This is a genomic window from Pseudomonas xanthosomatis (assembly GCF_019139835.1).
In the GTDB taxonomy this organism is placed as follows: domain Bacteria; phylum Pseudomonadota; class Gammaproteobacteria; order Pseudomonadales; family Pseudomonadaceae; genus Aquipseudomonas; species Aquipseudomonas fakonensis.
Map to the genome: position 1 here is coordinate 2,004,520 of NZ_CP077075.1, position 17,658 is coordinate 2,022,177.

The following is a 17,658-nucleotide window of genomic DNA, read 5'->3' on the forward strand; positions in this document are numbered from 1 at the left end:
ATATCGCAAGATATTACTCAAGATATATCTAAAGACAAGCCTTCAAATGCAGATGATTATCATCTAATTAACTGATAAGTCATGCCCGCCCACCGGCACCATGGCCATTTCCGGTGCCTTGCAGGCGTTGGGGTTGCCCGGCTCCAGGTACGGCATGAGGATCGGCGCCATGCCCTTGAGCACCTGCACCGGCAAGGCCGAGGTGAAAGTGAAGGCCTCGGCCGAACGCCCGGAGACGAACGCGGTGAGGGTGCCGAAGTGGTTGTCGCCCAGGTAGAACACGAAGGTGGCGGTGCGGTTCAGCGAGCGCGAGCCGATCAGCCGGCCACCGGCGCCGAAGCTTTCGATACGGTTGTCGCCGGTGCCGGTCTTGCCGCCCATCACCAGCGGCGTGCCGTCTTGCAGTTTGAAGCTGCCCGAGATGCGCCGCGCAGTACCTGCGTCGACCACCTGCGACATGGCGCCCTTGAGCGCCCGCGCCACTTCCACCGGAAGGATGCGCTGGCCGCGGTCCGGGTCGCTGATCAGTTGCGTCTCGAACGGCGTGCCCTGGGCGAAGTGCAGGGTGTCGATGCGCAGGGTGGGCAGGCGCACGCCGTCGTTCTGGATGATCCCCACCAGCTCGGACAGCGCCGCCGGGCGGTCACCCGAGCTGCCGATGGCGGTTGCCAGCGACGGCACCAGGTGGTCGAACGGGTAGCCCACGCGCTTCCAGCGCGCATGGATGTCGGTGAACGCCTCGATCTCGACCATGGTGCGGATGCGGCTGTCGCGGGCGCCCTGGTGGCGGCTCTTGAACAGCCAGCCGTACACCTCCTGGCGCTCGAAGCGGCTGGCGTTGAGGGTGTCTTTCAGCGAGGCCCCGGGGTTTTTCAGCAGGTAGCCGAGCATCCACAAATCCAGCGGGTGCACCTTGGCGATGAAGCCCTGGTCGGGCAGGTCGAACTTGCCCGGGCCGTAGGCCTCGTACATTTCCACCAGGCGGCTGTCGCTGAGCTTGGCCATGGCCTGCTTGTCGCCCTTGCTGTGGGCACGCACGAAGCTGTTGAAGGTTTCTTGCCCTGCTTCGGGGAACAGGTAGCGGTGCACCGCGGCCAGGCGCTGCGGGGTTACCCGCAGGCTGTCGAGGAAGGTGTCCAGGCGCTGCTGCGAGGTCTTGCGCTGGTACTTCTTCCAGAAGCGCATCATGTAGTTGGTGCCTTCGCGGTCGGCGAAGCGCGCCAGGTATTCCTGGCGGCGCGGGTCGGCGTCGTCGCGCAGCAGCGGCTCGCGGTTGTACGGCTGCTGGTAGGTGACGTAACGCACGATGTCGCGCATCAGGCGGATGAACGGCAGGTTGATCGACTCGCGCAGGGCGTCCTTGAGCGTGGGGTTGCGGCTGTTGTCTTCCTTGCGGAAGTTGTTGAACACATGCATGCCGCCACCGGTGAAGAACGCCTCGCCGGTATTGGCCGAGTACTTGCGCTCAAGGGCCGCGTCGAGCATGGCGTCCAGGCTTTGGTTCTTGCTGTTTTGCATCAGCCATTCCAGCGACCACTGGCTGATGCGGTCGAGCTCGGCCACTGGCACCTTTTTAAGCTCAGCAGCCGGCTTGCCAGCGTACTTGTCGTGCAGCTCGGCGATGATCTCAAGGTAGGTGGTGAGCACCCGCAGCTTGGCGGTGGAGCCCAGCTCCAGCTTGCTGCCCTCGTTGATGTCGAATGGCTGGTCGGTGCTGTCGGTCTGCACCCGCACCCGCGAGCCGTCGGCGGTGCGCTCGAACAGGGTGAAGCTGTAGCTCACCTGGTCGGTGGTCTTGCTGGTCAGAAGGCGCTCGCCGATCAACCCCAGCTGCGCGGCGAAGGCCGGGTCGGCGAGGTTTTTCAGGTATTGGCTGACCTGCACCTGCAGGTCGGCCTGCAGGGTGCTGGTGGCCGACAGGTCGAGGCGGTCGAGGTCGTACAGCGGGCGGTTGAGCATCGCTGCCAGGCGGTTGCGGGCCAGGCTGATGCCCTTGTTGGTGATGATCGGCACGATGGTCGGCTGGGCCACCCAGTCACGGTACACCGCCTTGCTGGCCAGGGCTGCGTTGGCCAGTGGCTGGTCGATGATGGCGTTCGCGGCCAGCACGCGGATGTGCGAGTCGGTGAGGTCGGCAAGCTCCAGGCGCCCCTTGGACAGGTAATGCGAAGGCCGGCGCTGGGCGATCATCAGCGACAGCACCTGACGCAGCGCCAGGCCGCGCTCGGCCAGGCTCTTGTCGTCGGTGGCGGTGGAGTTGAGCGCCTGGTTGACCTGGTCGAAGTCGGCGCCGTACCACACCCGCAGGCCCTCGGCCATGCCGTGCACCTCGCCGTGGCCCGGCACCGCCGACAGCGGCACGCTGTTGAGGTAGTCGCGCACGATGCGCTCACGGGCTTCGGTGGTGTCCGGGCCGCCCTGGTAGGCGCGCACGCTGGCCGAGATCATCTGGCGGATCTTCTCGGCGCCAGACACCGTCAGCCCGTCCGGCGAGTGGCGGTATTTCTCGAGCTGGGTGGCCAGGGTGCTGCCGCCGGCCGACTGGCCGGGCAGGGCCAGGTACTTGGCTACCTGGCTGTAAGCCGCCTTGGCAAAGCGCGGCCAGTCCACCGCCGGGTTGTTCTGCGGGTCCTTCGGGTCGAGCAGTTCGCGGTTTTCGATGAACAGCAGGCTGTTGACCATCACCGGCGGAATGGCCGCGAAGTTGGGGTACAGGTGCTGCGGGTAGTTGTACTGGTACAGGGTGTCGCCACGGCAGTCGGTAATCGACAGCCCGGCCTGGATCTTCTCGACGTAGGGCACGAACAGGCCGTGGTCGACGTAGTTCATCAACGCCGGCGAGAAGCGCACCTGCTGGTTGATCAGGTAGTCGCGCTTGAGCAGGCGCGGCAGGAATTCGCCCAGGGCGCTGTAGCCCAGGCGCTTGTCGAACGGGCCGGCGCCCGGGTAGACGATGGCATCGCTCGGGCCGGGTTGCAGGCTGTAGGTGAGGGTGCTGGCCAGGCGGCTGAACTCGCGCGATTGCAGGCGCGAGGTCTGGATTTCCTGCCAGGCGGCGTAGCCCACGGCGACGATAACCAGCAACAGCACCAGCAGGATCAGCCGCCACCACAGGCGGCGCTGGCGGGGAGTCTTTGGCGTGGGGTCTTCAGCCTGGGGTGCTTTGGGTGCTTCCGTTCTGGTTGGTTCCGATTGCCACAGTGCGCCCATAGTCTTGAGTCCGGCCAGGTACTTTTCGTCTTGCTTGCCTGAAGCTTAGACGGTGGCAGGATTCGGTGAAAAAATTGTGGGAAACGTCCAAAAATGACAGCCCCCCTGTAGGAGCCAGCCGTCAGGCCGCCGCTTCGCTGTGCGGCTCGAAGCTGTCGGCCCGGGCCAGTTGCCACATGCGCGAGTAGAACTGCCCGTTGACCTCGCCGGTGAGCAACTCGCCGGGCTTGAGGAACACGTGCATCTGCGAGAACAGTTTGATCTCGGTGGCCGAGATGCGCCGCACCAGGTGCTTGGCCTCCAGCTGTGCCGGGTGCTCCAGCCCAGCGGCGGCGAGCATTTCGGCCAGCGCCTTGAGGGTGTTGTGGTGGAAGTTGAGCACCCGCTGGGCCTTGTCCGGCACCACCAGCGCGCGCTGGCGCAGGGCGTCCTGGGTAGCAACGCCGGTAGGGCACTTGTTGGTGTGGCAGCTCTGCGACTGGATGCAGCCGATGGCGAACATGAAACCGCGCGCCGAGTTGGCCCAGTCGGCGCCGATGGCCAGCACGCTGGCGATGTCGAAGGCGCTGACGATCTTGCCGCTGGCGCCGAGCTTGATCTTGTCGCGCAGGTTCAGGCCCACCAGCGTGTTGTGCACGAACAGCAAGCCTTCACGCAGCGGCACGCCAATGTGGTCGGTGAACTCCACAGGCGCCGCCCCGGTGCCGCCCTCCTTGCCGTCGACCACGATGAAGTCCGGCAGAATGCCGGTTTCCAGCATGGCCTTGGCAATGCCCATGAACTCCCACGGGTGGCCCAGGCAGAATTTGAAGCCCACCGGCTTGCCGCCGGACAACTCCCGCAGCTGGGCAATGAACTGCATCAACTCGAGCGGGGTGGAGAAGGCGCTGTGGCGCGACGGCGAGATGCAGTCCTCGCCCATCAGGATGCCGCGGGTCTCGGCGATTTCCTGGGTCACCTTGTGCTTGGGCAGGATGCCGCCATGGCCTGGCTTGGCGCCCTGGCTCATCTTGATCTCGATCATGCGCACCTGCGGGTTCTGCGCCTGGGCGGCGAAGCGCTCGGGGTCGAAGCGCCCGTCGGGGGTGCGGCAACCGAAGTAGCCACTGCCCAGTTCCCAGGTGAGGTCGCCGCCGTGCTCGCGGTGGTAGGGGCTGATGCTGCCTTCGCCGGTGTCGTGGGCGAAGTTGCCCAGCTTGGCACCCTGGTTGAGGGCGCGGATGGCGTTGGCGCTGAGCGAGCCGAAGCTCATGGCCGAAATGTTGAAGATCGACGCCGAATACGGCTGGCGGCATTGCGGCCCGCCAACCACGATGCGGAAGCTGGCCGGGTCGGCCAGCGGCGCCGGGCGCATGGAGTGGCCGATGAACTCGAAGCCTGACTGGTATACGTCGATCAGGGTGCCGAAGGGTTTGTCCGAGGCTTCGTTCTTGGCCCGGGCGTACACCAGCGAACGCTGCGCGCGGGAGAACGGCAGGGCGTCGCTGTCGGACTCGAGCAGGTACTGGCGGATCTCCGGGCGAATGCCCTCCACCAGGTAGCGGATGTTGCCCAGGATCGGGTAGTTGCGGCGCACCGCGTGGCGTTGCTGCAGCAAGTCGAACAGGCCGATCAGGCTGAGCACACCGGTGGTCAGGGTGAAGGGCCACAGCCACTCGTGGTGCAGGAACGGCAGGCTGGCCAGGGTGAACAGCACGCAGGCGGCGAAGAAGGCATAGCGACTGAGAAGTGACAGGCTCATACGGGGTCCTTGCGAATGGCTCGGTCAGGCTCAGGGCCTGGAACAAACCCCGACCATAGCCCGGTTGGCCGGCATTTCGCCAGCTTGGTGCGCAAGCGAAAAAATGAAAGTTCACGTATCGAAAATCATTCTCGATTATTTATGTTATAAAGTAACGCAAACAACCCCCGAGGAGACCTTCGACATGAAAGCTGGTATTCACCCCGCCTACCGTACCGTGCTGTTTCACGACACTGCCGCTGATGCGTATTTTCTGATCGGCTCGACCGTGGACACTGACCGCACCCAGGTGCACAGCGACGGCCAGACCTACCCCTACGTGGCGCTGGATGTATCCAGTGCCTCACACCCGGTTTACACCGGGCAGCAGCGCAAGACCACCGTGGAAGGGCGGGTGGCAGGCTTCAACAAGCGCTTTGCCGGGTTTACCGGCAAGTAGGTGAAGACTTTCGCGGGGCAAGCCCGCTCCCGCGCCGGTCGATCTGCTGTGTGCGAGCGGGCTTGTCGGGTATCCTGCAGCCCTTTGAAAAACGCGAGCCCCTCATGCCCAAGACCATCCGTATCGCCGCCGCCCTGCTGATCGACGCGCAAGGCCGTACGCTGCTGGTGCGCAAGCGCGGTACCCAGGCCTTCATGCAGCCCGGCGGCAAGATCGACGCCGGGGAAACCCCGGCCCAGGCTCTGGTGCGCGAGCTGCACGAAGAACTTGGCCTGCACCTGGACCCCGCACAGGCCACTCACCTGGGCCGCTTCAGCGCCCCGGCCGCCAATGAGCCGGGCTTTGAGGTGCAGGCCGAGCTGTTTCGGGTCGACTGCGACCAGGCCGTGGCCCCGGCCGCAGAAATCGAAGAAGTGCTATGGCTGGCGGCAGACGAAACCCCGGGCCTGGAGCTGGCGCCGCTGACCCGCGATCTGATCCTGCCGCTGTGGCGCGAAAGCCTCAACGCACCGCGCTGACGCCATCGAGGGTGGCGAACGAAGTGTCCTTGGCGGTCAGCAAGAAATCGCGCATGTACGGCGCATCGAGCATGTCGGTGCGTACCGCCGCATAAAGCGTGGCGAACAGCCCCTTCTCGCCCAGGCGCTTGCCCTTCACATAGCCGCGCGAGCTGTACTCGTGCAGCGCCCAGTGCGGCATGCCGCACACACCGCGCCCGCTGGCCACCAGTTGCATCATCATCACCGTCAGCTCCGAGGTGCGCACCGCCGCCGGCTCGATGTCGGCCGGCTCCAGGAAGCGGGTGAAGATATCCAGGCGGTCGCGCTCCACCGGGTAGGTGATCAAGGTCTGGTCGAGCAGGTCCTGGGGCACCATGTATGGCTTGCTGGCCAGCGGGTGCTGGTTGGCCACCGCCAGCATGGCCTCGTAGGTGAACAGCGGCACGTAGGTGATGCCGGCCAGGTCCAGCGGGTCGGAGGTCACCACCAGGTCGAGGTCGCCGCGGGCCAGCGCCGGCAGCGGGGCAAAGGCGAAGCCCGAGGCGAGGTCCAGCTCTACCTCCGGCCAGGCGTCGCGGAACTGGTCGATGGTCGGCATCAGCCACTGGAAGCAGCTGTGGCATTCGATAGCCATGTGCAGGCGCCCGGCGGTACCACCGGCCAGGCGCGCGATGTCGCGTTCTGCGCCGCGCAGCAGCGGCAGGGTGGCGTCGGCCAGTTGCAACAGGCGCAGGCCGGCACTGGTGAAGCGGATGGGTTTGGTCTTGCGCACGAACAGCGGCAGGCCCAGGCGTTCTTCCAGCTCCTTGAACTGGTGCGACAGCGCCGACTGGGTCAGGTGCAGGCGTTCGGCGGCCTCCACCAGGCTGTCGGCCTCGCGCAGGGCATGAAGGGTTTTCAGATGGCGGATTTCCAGCACAGCGGCTCCGTGAGCAATATTTGACTAAAAGCAGGGTGGCATTGAGTTTCGCTCATGTTGCCCCGGCTTGTCGATGGTGTGCTGGCGATGACCACTCGGCAAGGTTCATGAAACTGTCACGGTTTTGTGGCAGCGCGCCCGAATGTTTTTCATCAGACTCGCGCTCTACTGGGGATCTGCATTCTGGTGTTTCTTTTCATGCGGGCTTTACTACTTTTCTTCTTTCTTCTGGTCAGCGCGCCGGCTGCCTTAGCCGATGACCGCTGTAACCCTCACGTGCCGGTGCAACGTGCCGAGCTGGGTGAACTGAGCCTGGTCTACCAGAGCGTGGGCGCCCCGCGCGACCCTGCGTTGCTGCTGGTGATGGGGCTGGGCGGGCAGTTGATCCACTGGCCGGACGACGTGGTCGAGGCGCTGTGCCGCCAGGGCTTTCGGGTGATCCGCTATGACAACCGCGATGTCGGCCTGTCGCGCTGGAACCAACTGCCGACCAGCGCCAACCTCACCGTCGAGCTGGTGCGCTACAAGCTTGGCCTGCCGGTGTCCGCGCCTTATACCTTGACCGACATGGCCAACGACGGCGTGCGGCTTATGGATGCGTTGCAGATTCGCCAGTTCCACCTGTTGGGGGTGAGCATGGGCGGGATGATCGCCCAGCACATCGCGGCCATGGAACCAGAGCGGGTGCGCAGCCTGACGCTGGTGATGTCCAGTTCGGGGGCTGCCGGGCTGCCGGCACCCAACCCTGCACTGGTGCAGTTGCTGGCCCGGCGCAGCGCGCCGAGTCGCGAGGTGGCCATCGAGCAGCAGGCCGACCTGTTGGCAGCTTTGGGCAGCCCGCAGGTGAAGGACGATCGCGCGGTGCTGTTGCAGCAGGCGGCGTTGGCCTATGACCGGGCATTCAACCCCGAGGGGGTGAAACGCCAGATCATGGCGATACTGGCCGAGCCCAGCCGGGTGGAGTTGCTCAACCAGCTGCGGGTGCCGACGTTGGTGGTGCATGGCACTGCCGACCCGCTGCTGCCAGTGATGCACGGGGTGCACCTGGCAGCGCATATCCAGGGCAGCCAGTTGCGCTTGATACCAGGGCTGGCGCACCGCTTCCAGGAGCCGTTCAAGCAGCCGCTACTGGGGGCGGTGCTGCCCTACCTGCAGGCGCACCGCCAGGATGTGACGCATATCGCCGGGCTTTGAACCCACCGCGGGGCAAGCCCGCTCCCACGTTGCATGCCTCTACGTGAAGCGTGGGAGCGGGCTTGCCCCGCGATGGGTTCAGTGCAACCGCACCCACAAGGTCACCAGCACCGTTGCGGCCATCAGCCAGGCCACCGTCGCCAGGGCCAGCGAGGCTTCCAGGCGCATGCGGTCGACCAGCACATACAGCGTGGCCAGGTACACGAAGTACGGAATGATCGACCACATGCCAAACAGGATGGTGGTCTTCAGGTCCGCCAGCGAGCGGCCCTTGCCGACGATGTAATGGGCGATCAGGGCAAAGGTCGGGAACAGCGGCACCAGCCCTGCGATGTAGTAGTTGCGGGTCTTCGACAGGATCGCCAGAAGCACCACCACGCCGGCGCCCAGCGCCGCTTTGAATACCAGGTCCACGTTGTATTTCCAGGTTGGGGTCGGGTCAGCCGAGGCCGTATTTCTTCACTTTGTCGAACAGGGTGGTCTTGGCCATGCCCAGCTCCTGGCTAGCCTGGCTGAGGTTGCCGCCGGTGCGCTGCAGGGCGTCGCTGAGCAGGTTACGTTCGAAGGCTTCCACCGCCTCGGCAAAGCCCAGGCCCTGGCTGGCACCGCCGCTGGGGCCCTTCTTGAACGCCGGCAGGCCCAGGGCGTAGCGCTCGGCGACGTTGCGCAGTTCGCGCACGTTGCCGGGCCAGTCGTGGGCCAGCAGGCGCGATAGGGTCTGGCTGTCGAGCTCGGGCGTTTCGCGGTCAAAGCGCAGCGCCGACTGCTGCAGGAAATGCTCGAACAACTGGCGCACGTCTTCGCGGCGTTCGCGCAGCGGCGGCAGCTCCAGGGTGACCACGTTCAGCCGGTAGTACAGGTCGCTGCGAAACTGCCCGCTCTGGCCCAGTGCGTCGAGGTCGGACTTGGTGGCGGCGATCACCCGGCAGTCCACCGGGATGCTCTGGTTGGACCCCAGGCGTTCCAGGGTGCGCTCCTGCAGCACGCGCAGCAGCTTGATCTGCAGGTTGATCGGCATGCTCTCGACCTCGTCGAGGAACAGCGTGCCGCCATTGGCGTGCTCGATCTTGCCGATGCGGCGCTTGCCGGCGCCGGTGAAGGCATTGGCCTCGTGGCCGAAAATCTCGCTCTCGAACAGGTTCTCCGGCAGGCCGCCGCAGTTCAGTGCCACGAACGGCTGGCCCTGGCGCCGGCTGAAGTCATGCAGGCAGCGGGCGACCAGCTCCTTGCCGGTACCGGTCTCGCCTTCGATCAGCACGTTGGCCGAGGTGTCGGCGACGTTGGCGATCAGCTCGCGCAACTGCTCCATGGCCGCAGAGCGGCCGATGATGCGGCTTTGCAGGTTGCTTTGCCCGGCCAGTTGGCGGCGCAGGGCCACCACCTCGCGGGACAGCCCGCGCTGCTCCAGCGCGCGGCGCACCACATCCACCAGGCGCTCCGGTGAAAAGGGCTTTTCCATGAAGTCGTAGGCGCCATTGCGCATGGCCCCCACTGCCATGTCGATGTCGCCGTGGCCGGTGATCAACACCACCGGCAGGCTGCGGTCGCGGGCCTTGAGCCGGTTGAGCAGCTCCAGGCCGTCGATGCCGGGCAGGCGGATATCGCTGACCACGATACCGGCAAAATCATCGCCGATACGCTCGAGGGCCTGCTCGGCGCTGCCGACGCCCTCGCAGGCGATGTCTTCCAGGGCCAGCGCCTGCTGGCAGCCGAGCAGCACATGCGGGTCGTCTTCTACGATCAGGACGGTAAGGGGCGCTTGGGTCATGGGTGCTCTGCCGTTTCGCTGGGGGGAGTGGCCAGGGGCAGGGCGAGGACGAACGCGGTACCGCCACCGGCGGGGTGTTCGACGCTCAGGGTGCCCTTGGCAGCGGTGGCCAGGCTGGCCGACAAGGTCAGGCCCAGGCCCAGGCCGTGCTCGCCCGGTTTGGTGGTGAAGAAGGGTTCGAACAGGTGCTTGCGCGCTTCGGGGTCAATGCCGTGGCCGTTGTCGCGCACCCGCAGGCGGTATTTGTCGCCCTGTACCTCGCCTTCGAGCCACAGCTGAGGCTGCGGCTGGCTGGCCATGGCGTCCAGGGCATTGCCGATCAGGTTGACCAGGATCTGCTCCAGGCGGGTCTGGTCGATGGCCAGTTGCTGGTCGTCGAACTGGCGGTGCAGGTGGCAGGCGCCGATGCGTTCGTTGAGCACTTGCAGGGTGGCATCGACGGCCTTGTCCAGCGAGGCCTGGCCGCTGTCGTCGCCGCGCCGGGCGAACGAGCGCAGGCTGGCGGTGATGCGGCCCATGCGATCGATCAGCTCGTTCATGGTGCGCAGGTTGGTGCTGGCGGTGTCCAGCGCGCCGCGCTCGAGAAAACGCACGGTATTGCCCGACAGGGTGCGCAGCGCCGCAAGTGGCTGGTTGAGCTCGTGGGCGATGCTGGTGGACATCTGCCCGATGGCGGCCAGCTTGCCGGCCTGTACCAGCTCGTCCTGGGCGTGGCGCAGGGTCTGTTCGGCGTGGCGGCGTTCGCGAATCTGCCCCTTGAGGCGTTCGTTGCTGGCGCGCAGGTCGGTGGTGCGCTCGGTGATGCGCCGTTCCAGCTGGCTGTTGGCTTCTTCCAGTGCTTCGCGGGCGGCCAGGCGGGTGGCGATCACCTTGCGCCGTTCGTTCCAGGCAATGCCGAGGATCGCCAGCAGGGCAAAAGCCACGCCCACCAGAATGCCCTGCACCATGGACTCGCGGCGCAGGTCCTGCAGCGGGGTCAGCAGGGTGAAGTGCCAGGGGGTGTCGACCAGGCGCCGGGTCTGGGCCAGGTAGGCCACCTCGCGCTGCTTGCCCTTGTCGGTCTCGCTGTTGGCCGGGAAGGTGAGCTTTTCGACGCCATCGGCCAGGGTCTCGCGGGCCAGGGGTTGCAGCTCGTTCAGCGGCCACCAGTAGTACTGCAGGCTGCGCGCCAGGCGTTCCTTGATTTGCGGGGTCAGCGGGCGTACCGACTTGAGCCGCCGCGCCGGGTCGCTGGAAAGGATGATGATGCCGTTCTCGTCGCTGACGAAGGCTTCCAGGCGGGCGCGCTGCCAGCGCTCTTCCAGCGTATCCAGGCGCACCTTGATCACCGCCACGCCGATGATCTTGCCGTGCTCTTCAAGCCCGTGGGCCAGGTAGTAGCCGGCTTCACCGGTGGTGCTGCCGATGCCGTAGAAACGCCCGGGCTCGCCGCGCACGGCGTCCTGGAAGTAGGCACGAAAAGCCAGGTCTTCACCCAGGAACGAGTCGGCGTCGCGCCAGTTGCTGGTGGCCTGTACCCGGCCGTTGGTGTCGAGCACGAAGATCGCCCGGCTGCGGCTGCGCCGGTTCAGGCCTTCGAGGTATTCGTTGACGGCCTGGCGGTTGCCGCCGTCGGGGTCGGTGAGCAGCAGAGACACGCTGTCTTCCAGCTCGAGCAGGCTGGGCAGGTAGGTGTACTTGCTGATTTCGCTCTCGACCGTGCGCGCGTGCAGCTCGAGGGCGCGCTCGCCGTTCTCGCTCAGGGTACGGATGCCGTTGTTCTCGCTGATCATGAAGCCGGCAAAACCCAGCCCGACCATCAGCAGGATGACCAGGGGCGGCAGCAGCAATTGGCGGATCAGGCGGGATTTCACGGCGGGCTGGGCAGGGCGAAGGAGCGAAGGGTCGCATTTCATCACAGTGGCCTTGTCACGACCAGCATCCGCTGCCCGGGCGGGCAGCGGAGCCGGGCCCTGTTTAGTGCTGCAGGATCTTGCTGAGGAAGTGCTGGGTGCGCTCGTGGCGGCCTTCGGGGTTGCCGAAGAAGTCTTCCTTCTGGCAGTCCTCGATGATGTTGCCCTTGTCCATGAAGATCACCCGGTTGGCGACCTTGCGGGCAAAGCCCATCTCGTGGGTCACGCACATCATGGTCATGCCCTCGTGGGCCAGTTCGACCATCACGTCCAGTACTTCGTTGACCATTTCAGGGTCCAGCGCCGAGGTCGGTTCGTCGAACAGCATGACGATCGGGTCCATCGACAGCGCACGGGCGATGGCCACGCGCTGCTGCTGGCCGCCGGACAACTGGCCGGGATGCTTCTTGGCGTGGGCGCCAAGGCCGACGCGGTCGAGCAGGGCCAGGCCCTTCTTGGTGGCTTCGGCTTCACTGCGGCCGAGCACCTTGCGCTGGGCGATGGTGAGGTTTTCGGTGATGGTCAGGTGCGGGAACAGCTCGAAGTGCTGGAACACCATGCCCACCCGCGAACGCAGCTTGGGCAGGTTGGTCTTGGGGTCGGCGATGGAGGTGCCGTCGACCACGATGTCGCCTTTCTGGAACGGCTCCAGCGCGTTGACGCACTTGATCAGGGTCGACTTGCCCGAGCCGGACGGCCCGCACACCACCACCACTTCACCCTTCTTGACCTCGGTGCTGCAGTCGGTCAGCACCTGGAAGTCCCCGTACCACTTGTTGACGTTCTTGATGGAAATCATACGGTGATCCTTTTTTGCAGGCGCTTGACCAGCCACGAAGCGGAGAAGCTGATGATGAAGTAGACGACACCGGCGAAGATCAGGAACTCATGGGAGCGCCCGATGATGTCGCCGTTGGCACGCGAAGAGTTGAGGAAGTCGACCAGGCCCACGGTGTAAACCAGCGAGGTGTCCTGGAACAGGATGATGCTCTGCTGCAGCAGTAGCGGGGTCATCTTGCGAAACGCCTGGGGCAGGATGATCAGGCGCATGACCTGGCCGTAGGTCATGCCCAGGGCCTGGGCGGCGCCCATCTGGCCCTTGGAGATCGACTGCACGCCGGCACGCACGATTTCGCAGAAGTACGCCGCCTCGAACATCATGAACGCCACCACGCACGAGGTGAACGCACCGACCGGGGTGTCTTCGCCGGTGATCCAGCGCAGCACGAACGGCACCGCCAGGTAGAACCAGGTGATTACCAGCAGCAGCGGGATGGAGCGGAAGTAGTTGACGTAGGCCCCGGCCAAGTTGGCCAGCAGCTTGCTCGACGACAGGCGCATCAGGGCCAGCACGGTGCCCAGGGCGATACCGCCGACCACGCCCATCACCATCAGTTGCAGGGTCAGCAGCATGCCGTCCCACAGCGCCGGCAGGGCAGGGATGATTTCGCTGAAGTCCATTTCCATTTACTTGCCCCCCACGGAAATCAGGCCAGGCACGGCGACTTTCTTCTCGACCATGCGCATCAGCAGCATCAGGCCCATGTTCAGGGTGAAGTAGATCAGCGTGGCCAGGGTGAACGCCTCGAACAGGTTGGCGGAAAACTCGGCCGTCTGTTTGGTCTGTGCCAACAGCTCCATCAGGCCGATCAGCGAGGCCACCGAGGAGTTCTTGAACACGTTGAGAAATTCGGAGGTAAGCGGCGGAATGATGATCCGGTAGGCTTGTGGCAGCAGCACGTTGCTGTAGATCTGCGACAGGCTGAAGCCCATGGCGCGGGCAGCGGCTTCCTGGCCGCGGGGCAGCGCCTGGATACCGGTACGCACCTGTTCGCAGACCCGGGCAGCGGTGAACAGGCCCAGGCAGATGACCACGCTGATCAGCGCCGAGGTGGTCGGGTTGAGGTCCTGCTTGAACCACTCCTGCAGGCCTTCGGGCAGCAGGTCGGGGACCAGGAAGTACCAGATGAACAGCTGCACCAGCAGCGGCACGTTGCGGAACAGCTCGACGTAGGCGGTGGCGATCCCTGACACCAGACGGTTGGGCACGGTGCGCATGACGCCGAGGACCGACCCCAGCAGCAGCGCGATGATCCAGGCGGAGATGGCGATGGCGATGGTCCAGCCCAGACCGGTGATGTACCAGTCCAGATAGGTCTCGCTGCCCACGCCGGTGGACTTGAAGAACACGCCCCAGTCCCAGTTGTAATTCATCGGGATTTCCCCTCAGACGGTTGTTTCACGGGCACCTTCGAGCTTCCAAGGGCGCTGGGCGCCCTCGGAAGAAGGGTAGACACTTAATCAGTGGCCTGTCGGAACGATTCGCGCAGTTGAGCGCCAGGCCACTATCTGCAGCTGAGGATCAGGACTGCTTGTCGTCGGCGGCCTTGTCGGTCGGCTCGGCGATCAGTTTTTTCAGCTCGTCGCTCATCTTGAACTGCAGGTTCAGGCCTTTTGGCGGGATCGGCTGCTGGAACCACTTGTCGTAGCTCTTGTTGACTTCACCGGACTTGTAATAAGCAACGATGGCGTCATCGACGGCTTTCTTGAACGCTGCGTCTTCCTTGCGCACCATGCAGCCGTAGATTTCGTACGACTGCGGGGTGCCGGTGATGACCCAGTCAGACGGCTTGCGCGCCTTGGCCATTTCACCGGCCAGCAGGGCGTCGTCCATCATGAAGGCCACGGCGCGGCCGCTTTCGAGCATGTTGAAGGCTTCGCCGTGGTCTTTTGCCGAGATCACGTTCATCTTCATCTGCTTGTCGGCGTTCATCGCCTTGAGCAGGCGCTCGGAGGTGGTGCCTGCGGTGGTCACCACGTTCTTGCCGGCCAGGTCCGGGAAGTCTTTATAGGATGGCTGGCCATCCTTGACCTTGGTCAGCAAGCGGGTACCGACTTCGAAGATGCCTACAGTGAAGCCGACCTGCTGCTGGCGCTCGACGTTGTTGGTGGTGGAGCCGCACTCAAGGTCGACGGTGCCGTTTTGTACCAGCGGGATGCGGGTTTGCGAGGTGACGAGGTTGTACTTGACCTTGATGTCGGTGCCCAGTTGCTTCTTGAGCGCTTCGACGACGGCCAGCTGGATGTCGTGGGAGTAGCCTACCGGTGTAGTGCTGCCGGCCAGGTAGGAGAACGGGATGGAGGAGTCGCGGTGGCCCAGGGTGATGGTGCCCGAGTCCTTGATCTTCTTGAGCGTGCCGGTCAGTTCTTCAGCCATGACTGGCGACGAGATGACAGCAGCCGCGATGGCGGCGCCCAGCAATTGACGAACGATGCGCATCAAATTTTCCTCGACGTGTTTGTTTTTTTTATGGAGCCGTTGGCGGACTCTTTCGTTCAACGAATACAGCATCCAGTGTGGTGCATTCGGCTTCCAAGTGTAGAGCATGACTCGTGCCAAGCTCTGATGTTGATCATAACGGCGCGAAATCATTGGGGATTAATCTTTTCTTACGATTGCTTTGTAAGAATTTTCGTACGGGCTTCCGAACGAATTGTATGGCTGCATTCGGAAATCCGAATGAGTGGCGGTAGCTGTCTACGGCCTGGACGCTTGGCAAAGCGCGTTTGCTGGTGGCTTTGCCCAGGAGCACCGCCATGCCGTTCGACCACCTACCCGCTGACACTGTCGATCACTCGAACTGCTGCGCCTGAGGTTGCACGACAATCCGCTGGAGCAACGCGCGCTAGAGCGCCTGGACGAAGTCTCGGAGTCTTCCAGCGAGTCTTCCGGCGCCTCGACGCGCAGGGCGTCCTTCACCCATGGCGAGGTCAACGAGGCCTTGCTCGACAGCCTGTTGATCGATACTCGCCCCGAACAGCGGGCCGCGCGGCAGCCATGTGGCACCGGTTGCAGGCAGAAACGCAAGCCTTGGATCTGTTCATTTTCATTGCCGATCTGGCCAACAGCACAGACTTCCGGGCGACCCCACAGGCCTATCGTGGGCGGATCTGGCGCATTCTCGAGGCCTGTGACCTGCATGAGACCCTGCGTGTTCGGGCGTTCACCGAGGCGGGAGGGGGTTGTGCCTGCGAGGATCGCCTGCTGTTGATCCTCAGCCAGCTGGAAACCGCCGTGCTGGCTGAGGAGGCGGTAGCCGGTGGGCCGGCTAGCCAGGTCGAGAGTTATGCCAGGGAGCGTTACGCCGAGCGCTTCGAGGCACTGGAGCAGGAGGCCAGCAGTGGCGCGCGGGTTGCTGGTAGTGATGCGCTGCGCCGGGAGCTCGAGCTCCAGAAGCAGCAACTATTGAAGCGGCTGGCGCGCAAGGCCTATGACCGTACGCAGCCTTGAAGGCCAATGGGGCCGCCTTGCGGCCCTTCGCGGGGGCTGTCAGGCTGCTTCGACCCGACCGCGTTTCGCTTTCGCGCAGCCCAGATAGTCCACCAACACCTGCTGCTCCGCCGCACTGGTGAACAGGCCCAGCTTGGTGCGGCGCCAGAGAATGTCATCGGCATCCACCGCCCACTCTTCGGCTTGCAGGTAATCCACCTCGCGGGTGAACAGGCCGCCGCCAATGGCACGGCCGAGGTCTTCCGGGCCGTTCACGCCATCGAGCAGGTGCCACACGCGGCTGCCGTAAGTCACGGCCCAGCGCTTGGCGATATCTACCGGCAGCCAGCCATGGCTGGCCAGCACGGAATCGACCAAGGCTTGCACGGTGGTCATGTTCTCGCCGCCTGGCAACGGCGCATCGGCGGTCCAGCTGCCGCGCATCTGGGTGAAGAACGGCTTGAGTTCGGCCATGGCCGATTCGGCCAGCTTGCGGTAGGTGGTGAGCTTGCCGCCGAACACCGACAGCAGCGGCGCCTCGCCTGCGCCGGCAGACAGCGCCAGGGTGTAGTCGCGGGTCACCGCCGAGGGGTTGTCCGACTCGTCGTTGCACAGCGGGCGTACGCCGGAGTAGGTGTGCAGGATGTCGGCGCGGTCCAGTTGATGGTTGAAGTGCTCGTTGACCACCTTGAGCAGGTAGTCGGTCTCCTGCTCGGTGATCGCCACCTGGGCCGGGTCGCCGCCGTATTCGCGGTCGGTGGTGCCGACCAGGGTGAAGCGCTCCAGGTAGGGAATGCAGAACACGATGCGCTGGTCTTCGTTCTGCAGGATGTAGGCGTGCTCGCCTTCGTACAACCGCGGCACGATCAGGTGGCTGCCCTGGATCAGGCGGATGCCATATGGCGCATCGAGCTTGAGGTCGTCCTTGATGAAGTTGGCGACCCACGGGCCGGCGGCGTTGACCAGGGCGCGGGCACGGATGGTCTGCAGGCTGCCGTCGGCGTGCTGAAGTTCGACCTGCCACAGGCCATCGACACGCTCGGCACGCAGGCAACGGGTACGGGTATGGATGTGCGCGCCCTTTTCACGGGCGGCCATGGCGTTGGTTACCACCAGGCGGGCGTCGTCCACGGCGCAGTCGGCGTATTCGAAGCCACGGGTAATGGCCGGCTTGAGCGGGTAGCCCGGGCCGAAGCGCAGGCTGCGCGAGGCGCCCAGGCGCTTGCGTTTGCCCAGGTGGTCATACAGGAACAGGCCGGCGCGGATCATCCAGGCGGGGCGCAGGTGCGGGCGGTGCGGCAGCACGAAGCGCATCGGCTTGACGATGTGTGGGGCCTTGGCCAGCAGCACCTCGCGCTCGGCCAAGGCTTCGCGCACCAGGCGGAATTCGTAGTGCTCCAGGTAGCGCAGGCCGCCGTGGATCAGCTTGCTGCTGGCTGACGAGGTGTGCCGGGCCAGGTCGTCCTTTTCGCACAGGAACACGCTCAGGCCACGCCCGGCGGCATCGGCGGCAATACCCACGCCATTGATGCCACCGCCGATCACGGCGAGGTCGTAACAGTCAAGCGGTTGTGGCGAAACGGGCTGGGACACGGCAAGGCCTCCTGGGCTGTTCATAGCGAATATGAACATTGATGTTCGTTTTCGAAAATACTAGCGCAATGAACAGGCGGTCGCCAGTCAGTCTTCATAGAAAAAACTGATCAGATGACAATCAAGTGAACA

Annotated in this window: 15 protein-coding genes; 4 read left to right on the forward strand and 11 right to left on the reverse strand. The window is 64.6% G+C overall.

The annotated features are described in order from the left end of the window. Window positions 1-63: 63 nt before the first annotated feature. Together KSS93_RS08970 and KSS93_RS08975 are read right to left on the reverse strand one after the other, a co-directional pair. The gene (locus KSS93_RS08970) at window positions 64-3,210 is read right to left on the reverse strand and encodes a transglycosylase domain-containing protein (protein WP_217887982.1); all 3,147 of its coding nucleotides are present in this window, start codon (window positions 3,208-3,210) and stop codon (window positions 64-66) included. 121 nt (window positions 3,211-3,331) lie between these two features. Then, entirely contained in the window at window positions 3,332-4,951 is a 1,620-nt protein-coding gene (locus tag KSS93_RS08975; RefSeq protein WP_217887983.1) for an FMN-binding glutamate synthase family protein, read from the reverse strand. A 184-nt stretch (window positions 4,952-5,135) separates the two neighbouring features. Between KSS93_RS08975 and KSS93_RS08980 the strand changes: the two genes are divergently transcribed. Both KSS93_RS08980 and KSS93_RS08985 read left to right on the forward strand, forming a co-directional pair. After that, window positions 5,136-5,390, forward strand: a complete 255-nt coding sequence (locus tag KSS93_RS08980; RefSeq protein WP_217842071.1) for a type B 50S ribosomal protein L31 — start codon at window positions 5,136-5,138, stop codon at window positions 5,388-5,390. Window positions 5,391-5,494: 104 nt separating this feature from the next. After that, window positions 5,495-5,908 carry an NUDIX hydrolase gene (locus KSS93_RS08985; RefSeq protein WP_217887984.1) on the forward strand — a complete coding sequence of 138 codons (414 nt, stop codon included), beginning with the start codon at window positions 5,495-5,497 and terminating at the stop codon, window positions 5,906-5,908. Here KSS93_RS08985 and metR read toward each other — a convergent pair. Then, window positions 5,892-6,809 (reverse strand): transcriptional regulator MetR, encoded by a 918-nt coding sequence (gene metR / locus KSS93_RS08990; RefSeq protein WP_060512723.1) that lies wholly within the window; start codon window positions 6,807-6,809, stop codon window positions 5,892-5,894. The genes KSS93_RS08985 and metR overlap by 17 nt on opposite strands. A 198-nt stretch (window positions 6,810-7,007) precedes the next feature. Between metR and KSS93_RS08995 the strand changes: the two genes are divergently transcribed. Next, window positions 7,008-8,003 (forward strand): alpha/beta fold hydrolase, encoded by a 996-nt coding sequence (locus KSS93_RS08995; protein ID WP_217887985.1) that lies wholly within the window; start codon window positions 7,008-7,010, stop codon window positions 8,001-8,003. A 78-nt stretch (window positions 8,004-8,081) separates the two neighbouring features. On the opposite strand, the gene KSS93_RS09000 is transcribed toward KSS93_RS08995, so the two are convergent. The 7 genes from KSS93_RS09000 to KSS93_RS09030 all read right to left on the reverse strand — a co-directional run bounded on the left by KSS93_RS09000 (window position 8,082) and on the right by KSS93_RS09030 (window position 14,943). After that, window positions 8,082-8,417, reverse strand: coding sequence for a GlpM family protein (locus tag KSS93_RS09000; protein WP_217887986.1), 336 nt, complete (start codon window positions 8,415-8,417; stop codon window positions 8,082-8,084). A 25-nt stretch (window positions 8,418-8,442) separates the two neighbouring features. Then, entirely contained in the window at window positions 8,443-9,771 is a 1,329-nt protein-coding gene (gene aauR, locus KSS93_RS09005) for a two-component response regulator AauR (RefSeq protein ID WP_217887987.1), read from the reverse strand. Further along, a complete protein-coding gene (gene aauS, locus KSS93_RS09010; RefSeq protein ID WP_217887988.1) occupies window positions 9,768-11,666 on the reverse strand; it encodes a two-component sensor histidine kinase AauS in 1,899 nt (632 codons plus the stop codon). Before aauS ends, aauR begins: the two co-directional genes overlap by 4 nt. A 61-nt stretch (window positions 11,667-11,727) precedes the next feature. Further along, window positions 11,728-12,462, reverse strand: a complete 735-nt coding sequence (locus KSS93_RS09015) for an amino acid ABC transporter ATP-binding protein (RefSeq protein WP_217842077.1) — start codon at window positions 12,460-12,462, stop codon at window positions 11,728-11,730. Beyond that, entirely contained in the window at window positions 12,459-13,130 is a 672-nt protein-coding gene (locus KSS93_RS09020; RefSeq protein WP_217887989.1) for an amino acid ABC transporter permease, read from the reverse strand. Before KSS93_RS09020 ends, KSS93_RS09015 begins: the two co-directional genes overlap by 4 nt. Beyond that, on the reverse strand, window positions 13,131-13,877 hold the full coding sequence (locus KSS93_RS09025; RefSeq protein WP_217842079.1) for an amino acid ABC transporter permease: 747 nt from the start codon (window positions 13,875-13,877) through the stop codon (window positions 13,131-13,133). A 148-nt stretch (window positions 13,878-14,025) separates the two neighbouring features. Then, complete coding sequence (locus KSS93_RS09030; RefSeq protein ID WP_217887990.1) at window positions 14,026-14,943, reverse strand: glutamate/aspartate ABC transporter substrate-binding protein; 918 nt, start codon at window positions 14,941-14,943, stop codon at window positions 14,026-14,028. A 240-nt stretch (window positions 14,944-15,183) separates the two neighbouring features. Between KSS93_RS09030 and KSS93_RS26890 the strand changes: the two genes are divergently transcribed. Then, entirely contained in the window at window positions 15,184-15,954 is a 771-nt protein-coding gene (locus tag KSS93_RS26890; RefSeq protein WP_437182122.1) for an NEL-type E3 ubiquitin ligase domain-containing protein, read from the forward strand. Between the two features lie 39 nt (window positions 15,955-15,993). Here the strand turns inward: KSS93_RS26890 and glpD are convergent, their stop codons facing one another. After that, window positions 15,994-17,526 carry a glycerol-3-phosphate dehydrogenase gene (glpD, locus tag KSS93_RS09040; RefSeq protein WP_217887992.1) on the reverse strand — a complete coding sequence of 511 codons (1,533 nt, stop codon included), beginning with the start codon at window positions 17,524-17,526 and terminating at the stop codon, window positions 15,994-15,996. Between the last annotated feature and the right edge of the window lie 132 nt (window positions 17,527-17,658).

Excerpts from the sequence above, each read along its gene's own strand:
- KSS93_RS08970 (WP_217887982.1), bottom strand. The coding sequence starts at position 3,210 with ATGGGCGCACTGTGGCAATCGGAACCAACCAGAACGGAAGCACCCAAA.
- KSS93_RS08975 (WP_217887983.1), bottom strand. The coding sequence starts at position 4,951 with ATGAGCCTGTCACTTCTCAGTCGCTATGCCTTCTTCGCCGCCTGCGTG.
- KSS93_RS08980 (WP_217842071.1), top strand. The coding sequence starts at position 5,136 with ATGAAAGCTGGTATTCACCCCGCCTACCGTACCGTGCTGTTTCACGAC.
- KSS93_RS08985 (WP_217887984.1), top strand. The coding sequence starts at position 5,495 with ATGCCCAAGACCATCCGTATCGCCGCCGCCCTGCTGATCGACGCGCAA.
- KSS93_RS08995 (WP_217887985.1), top strand. The coding sequence starts at position 7,008 with ATGCGGGCTTTACTACTTTTCTTCTTTCTTCTGGTCAGCGCGCCGGCT.
- aauR (WP_217887987.1), bottom strand. The coding sequence starts at position 9,771 with ATGACCCAAGCGCCCCTTACCGTCCTGATCGTAGAAGACGACCCGCAT.
- aauS (WP_217887988.1), bottom strand. The coding sequence starts at position 11,666 with ATGAAATGCGACCCTTCGCTCCTTCGCCCTGCCCAGCCCGCCGTGAAA.
- KSS93_RS09015 (WP_217842077.1), bottom strand. The coding sequence starts at position 12,462 with ATGATTTCCATCAAGAACGTCAACAAGTGGTACGGGGACTTCCAGGTG.
- KSS93_RS09020 (WP_217887989.1), bottom strand. The coding sequence starts at position 13,130 with ATGGAAATGGACTTCAGCGAAATCATCCCTGCCCTGCCGGCGCTGTGG.
- KSS93_RS09025 (WP_217842079.1), bottom strand. The coding sequence starts at position 13,877 with ATGAATTACAACTGGGACTGGGGCGTGTTCTTCAAGTCCACCGGCGTG.
- KSS93_RS09030 (WP_217887990.1), bottom strand. The coding sequence starts at position 14,943 with ATGCGCATCGTTCGTCAATTGCTGGGCGCCGCCATCGCGGCTGCTGTC.
- KSS93_RS26890 (WP_437182122.1), top strand. The coding sequence starts at position 15,184 with ATGAGTGGCGGTAGCTGTCTACGGCCTGGACGCTTGGCAAAGCGCGTT.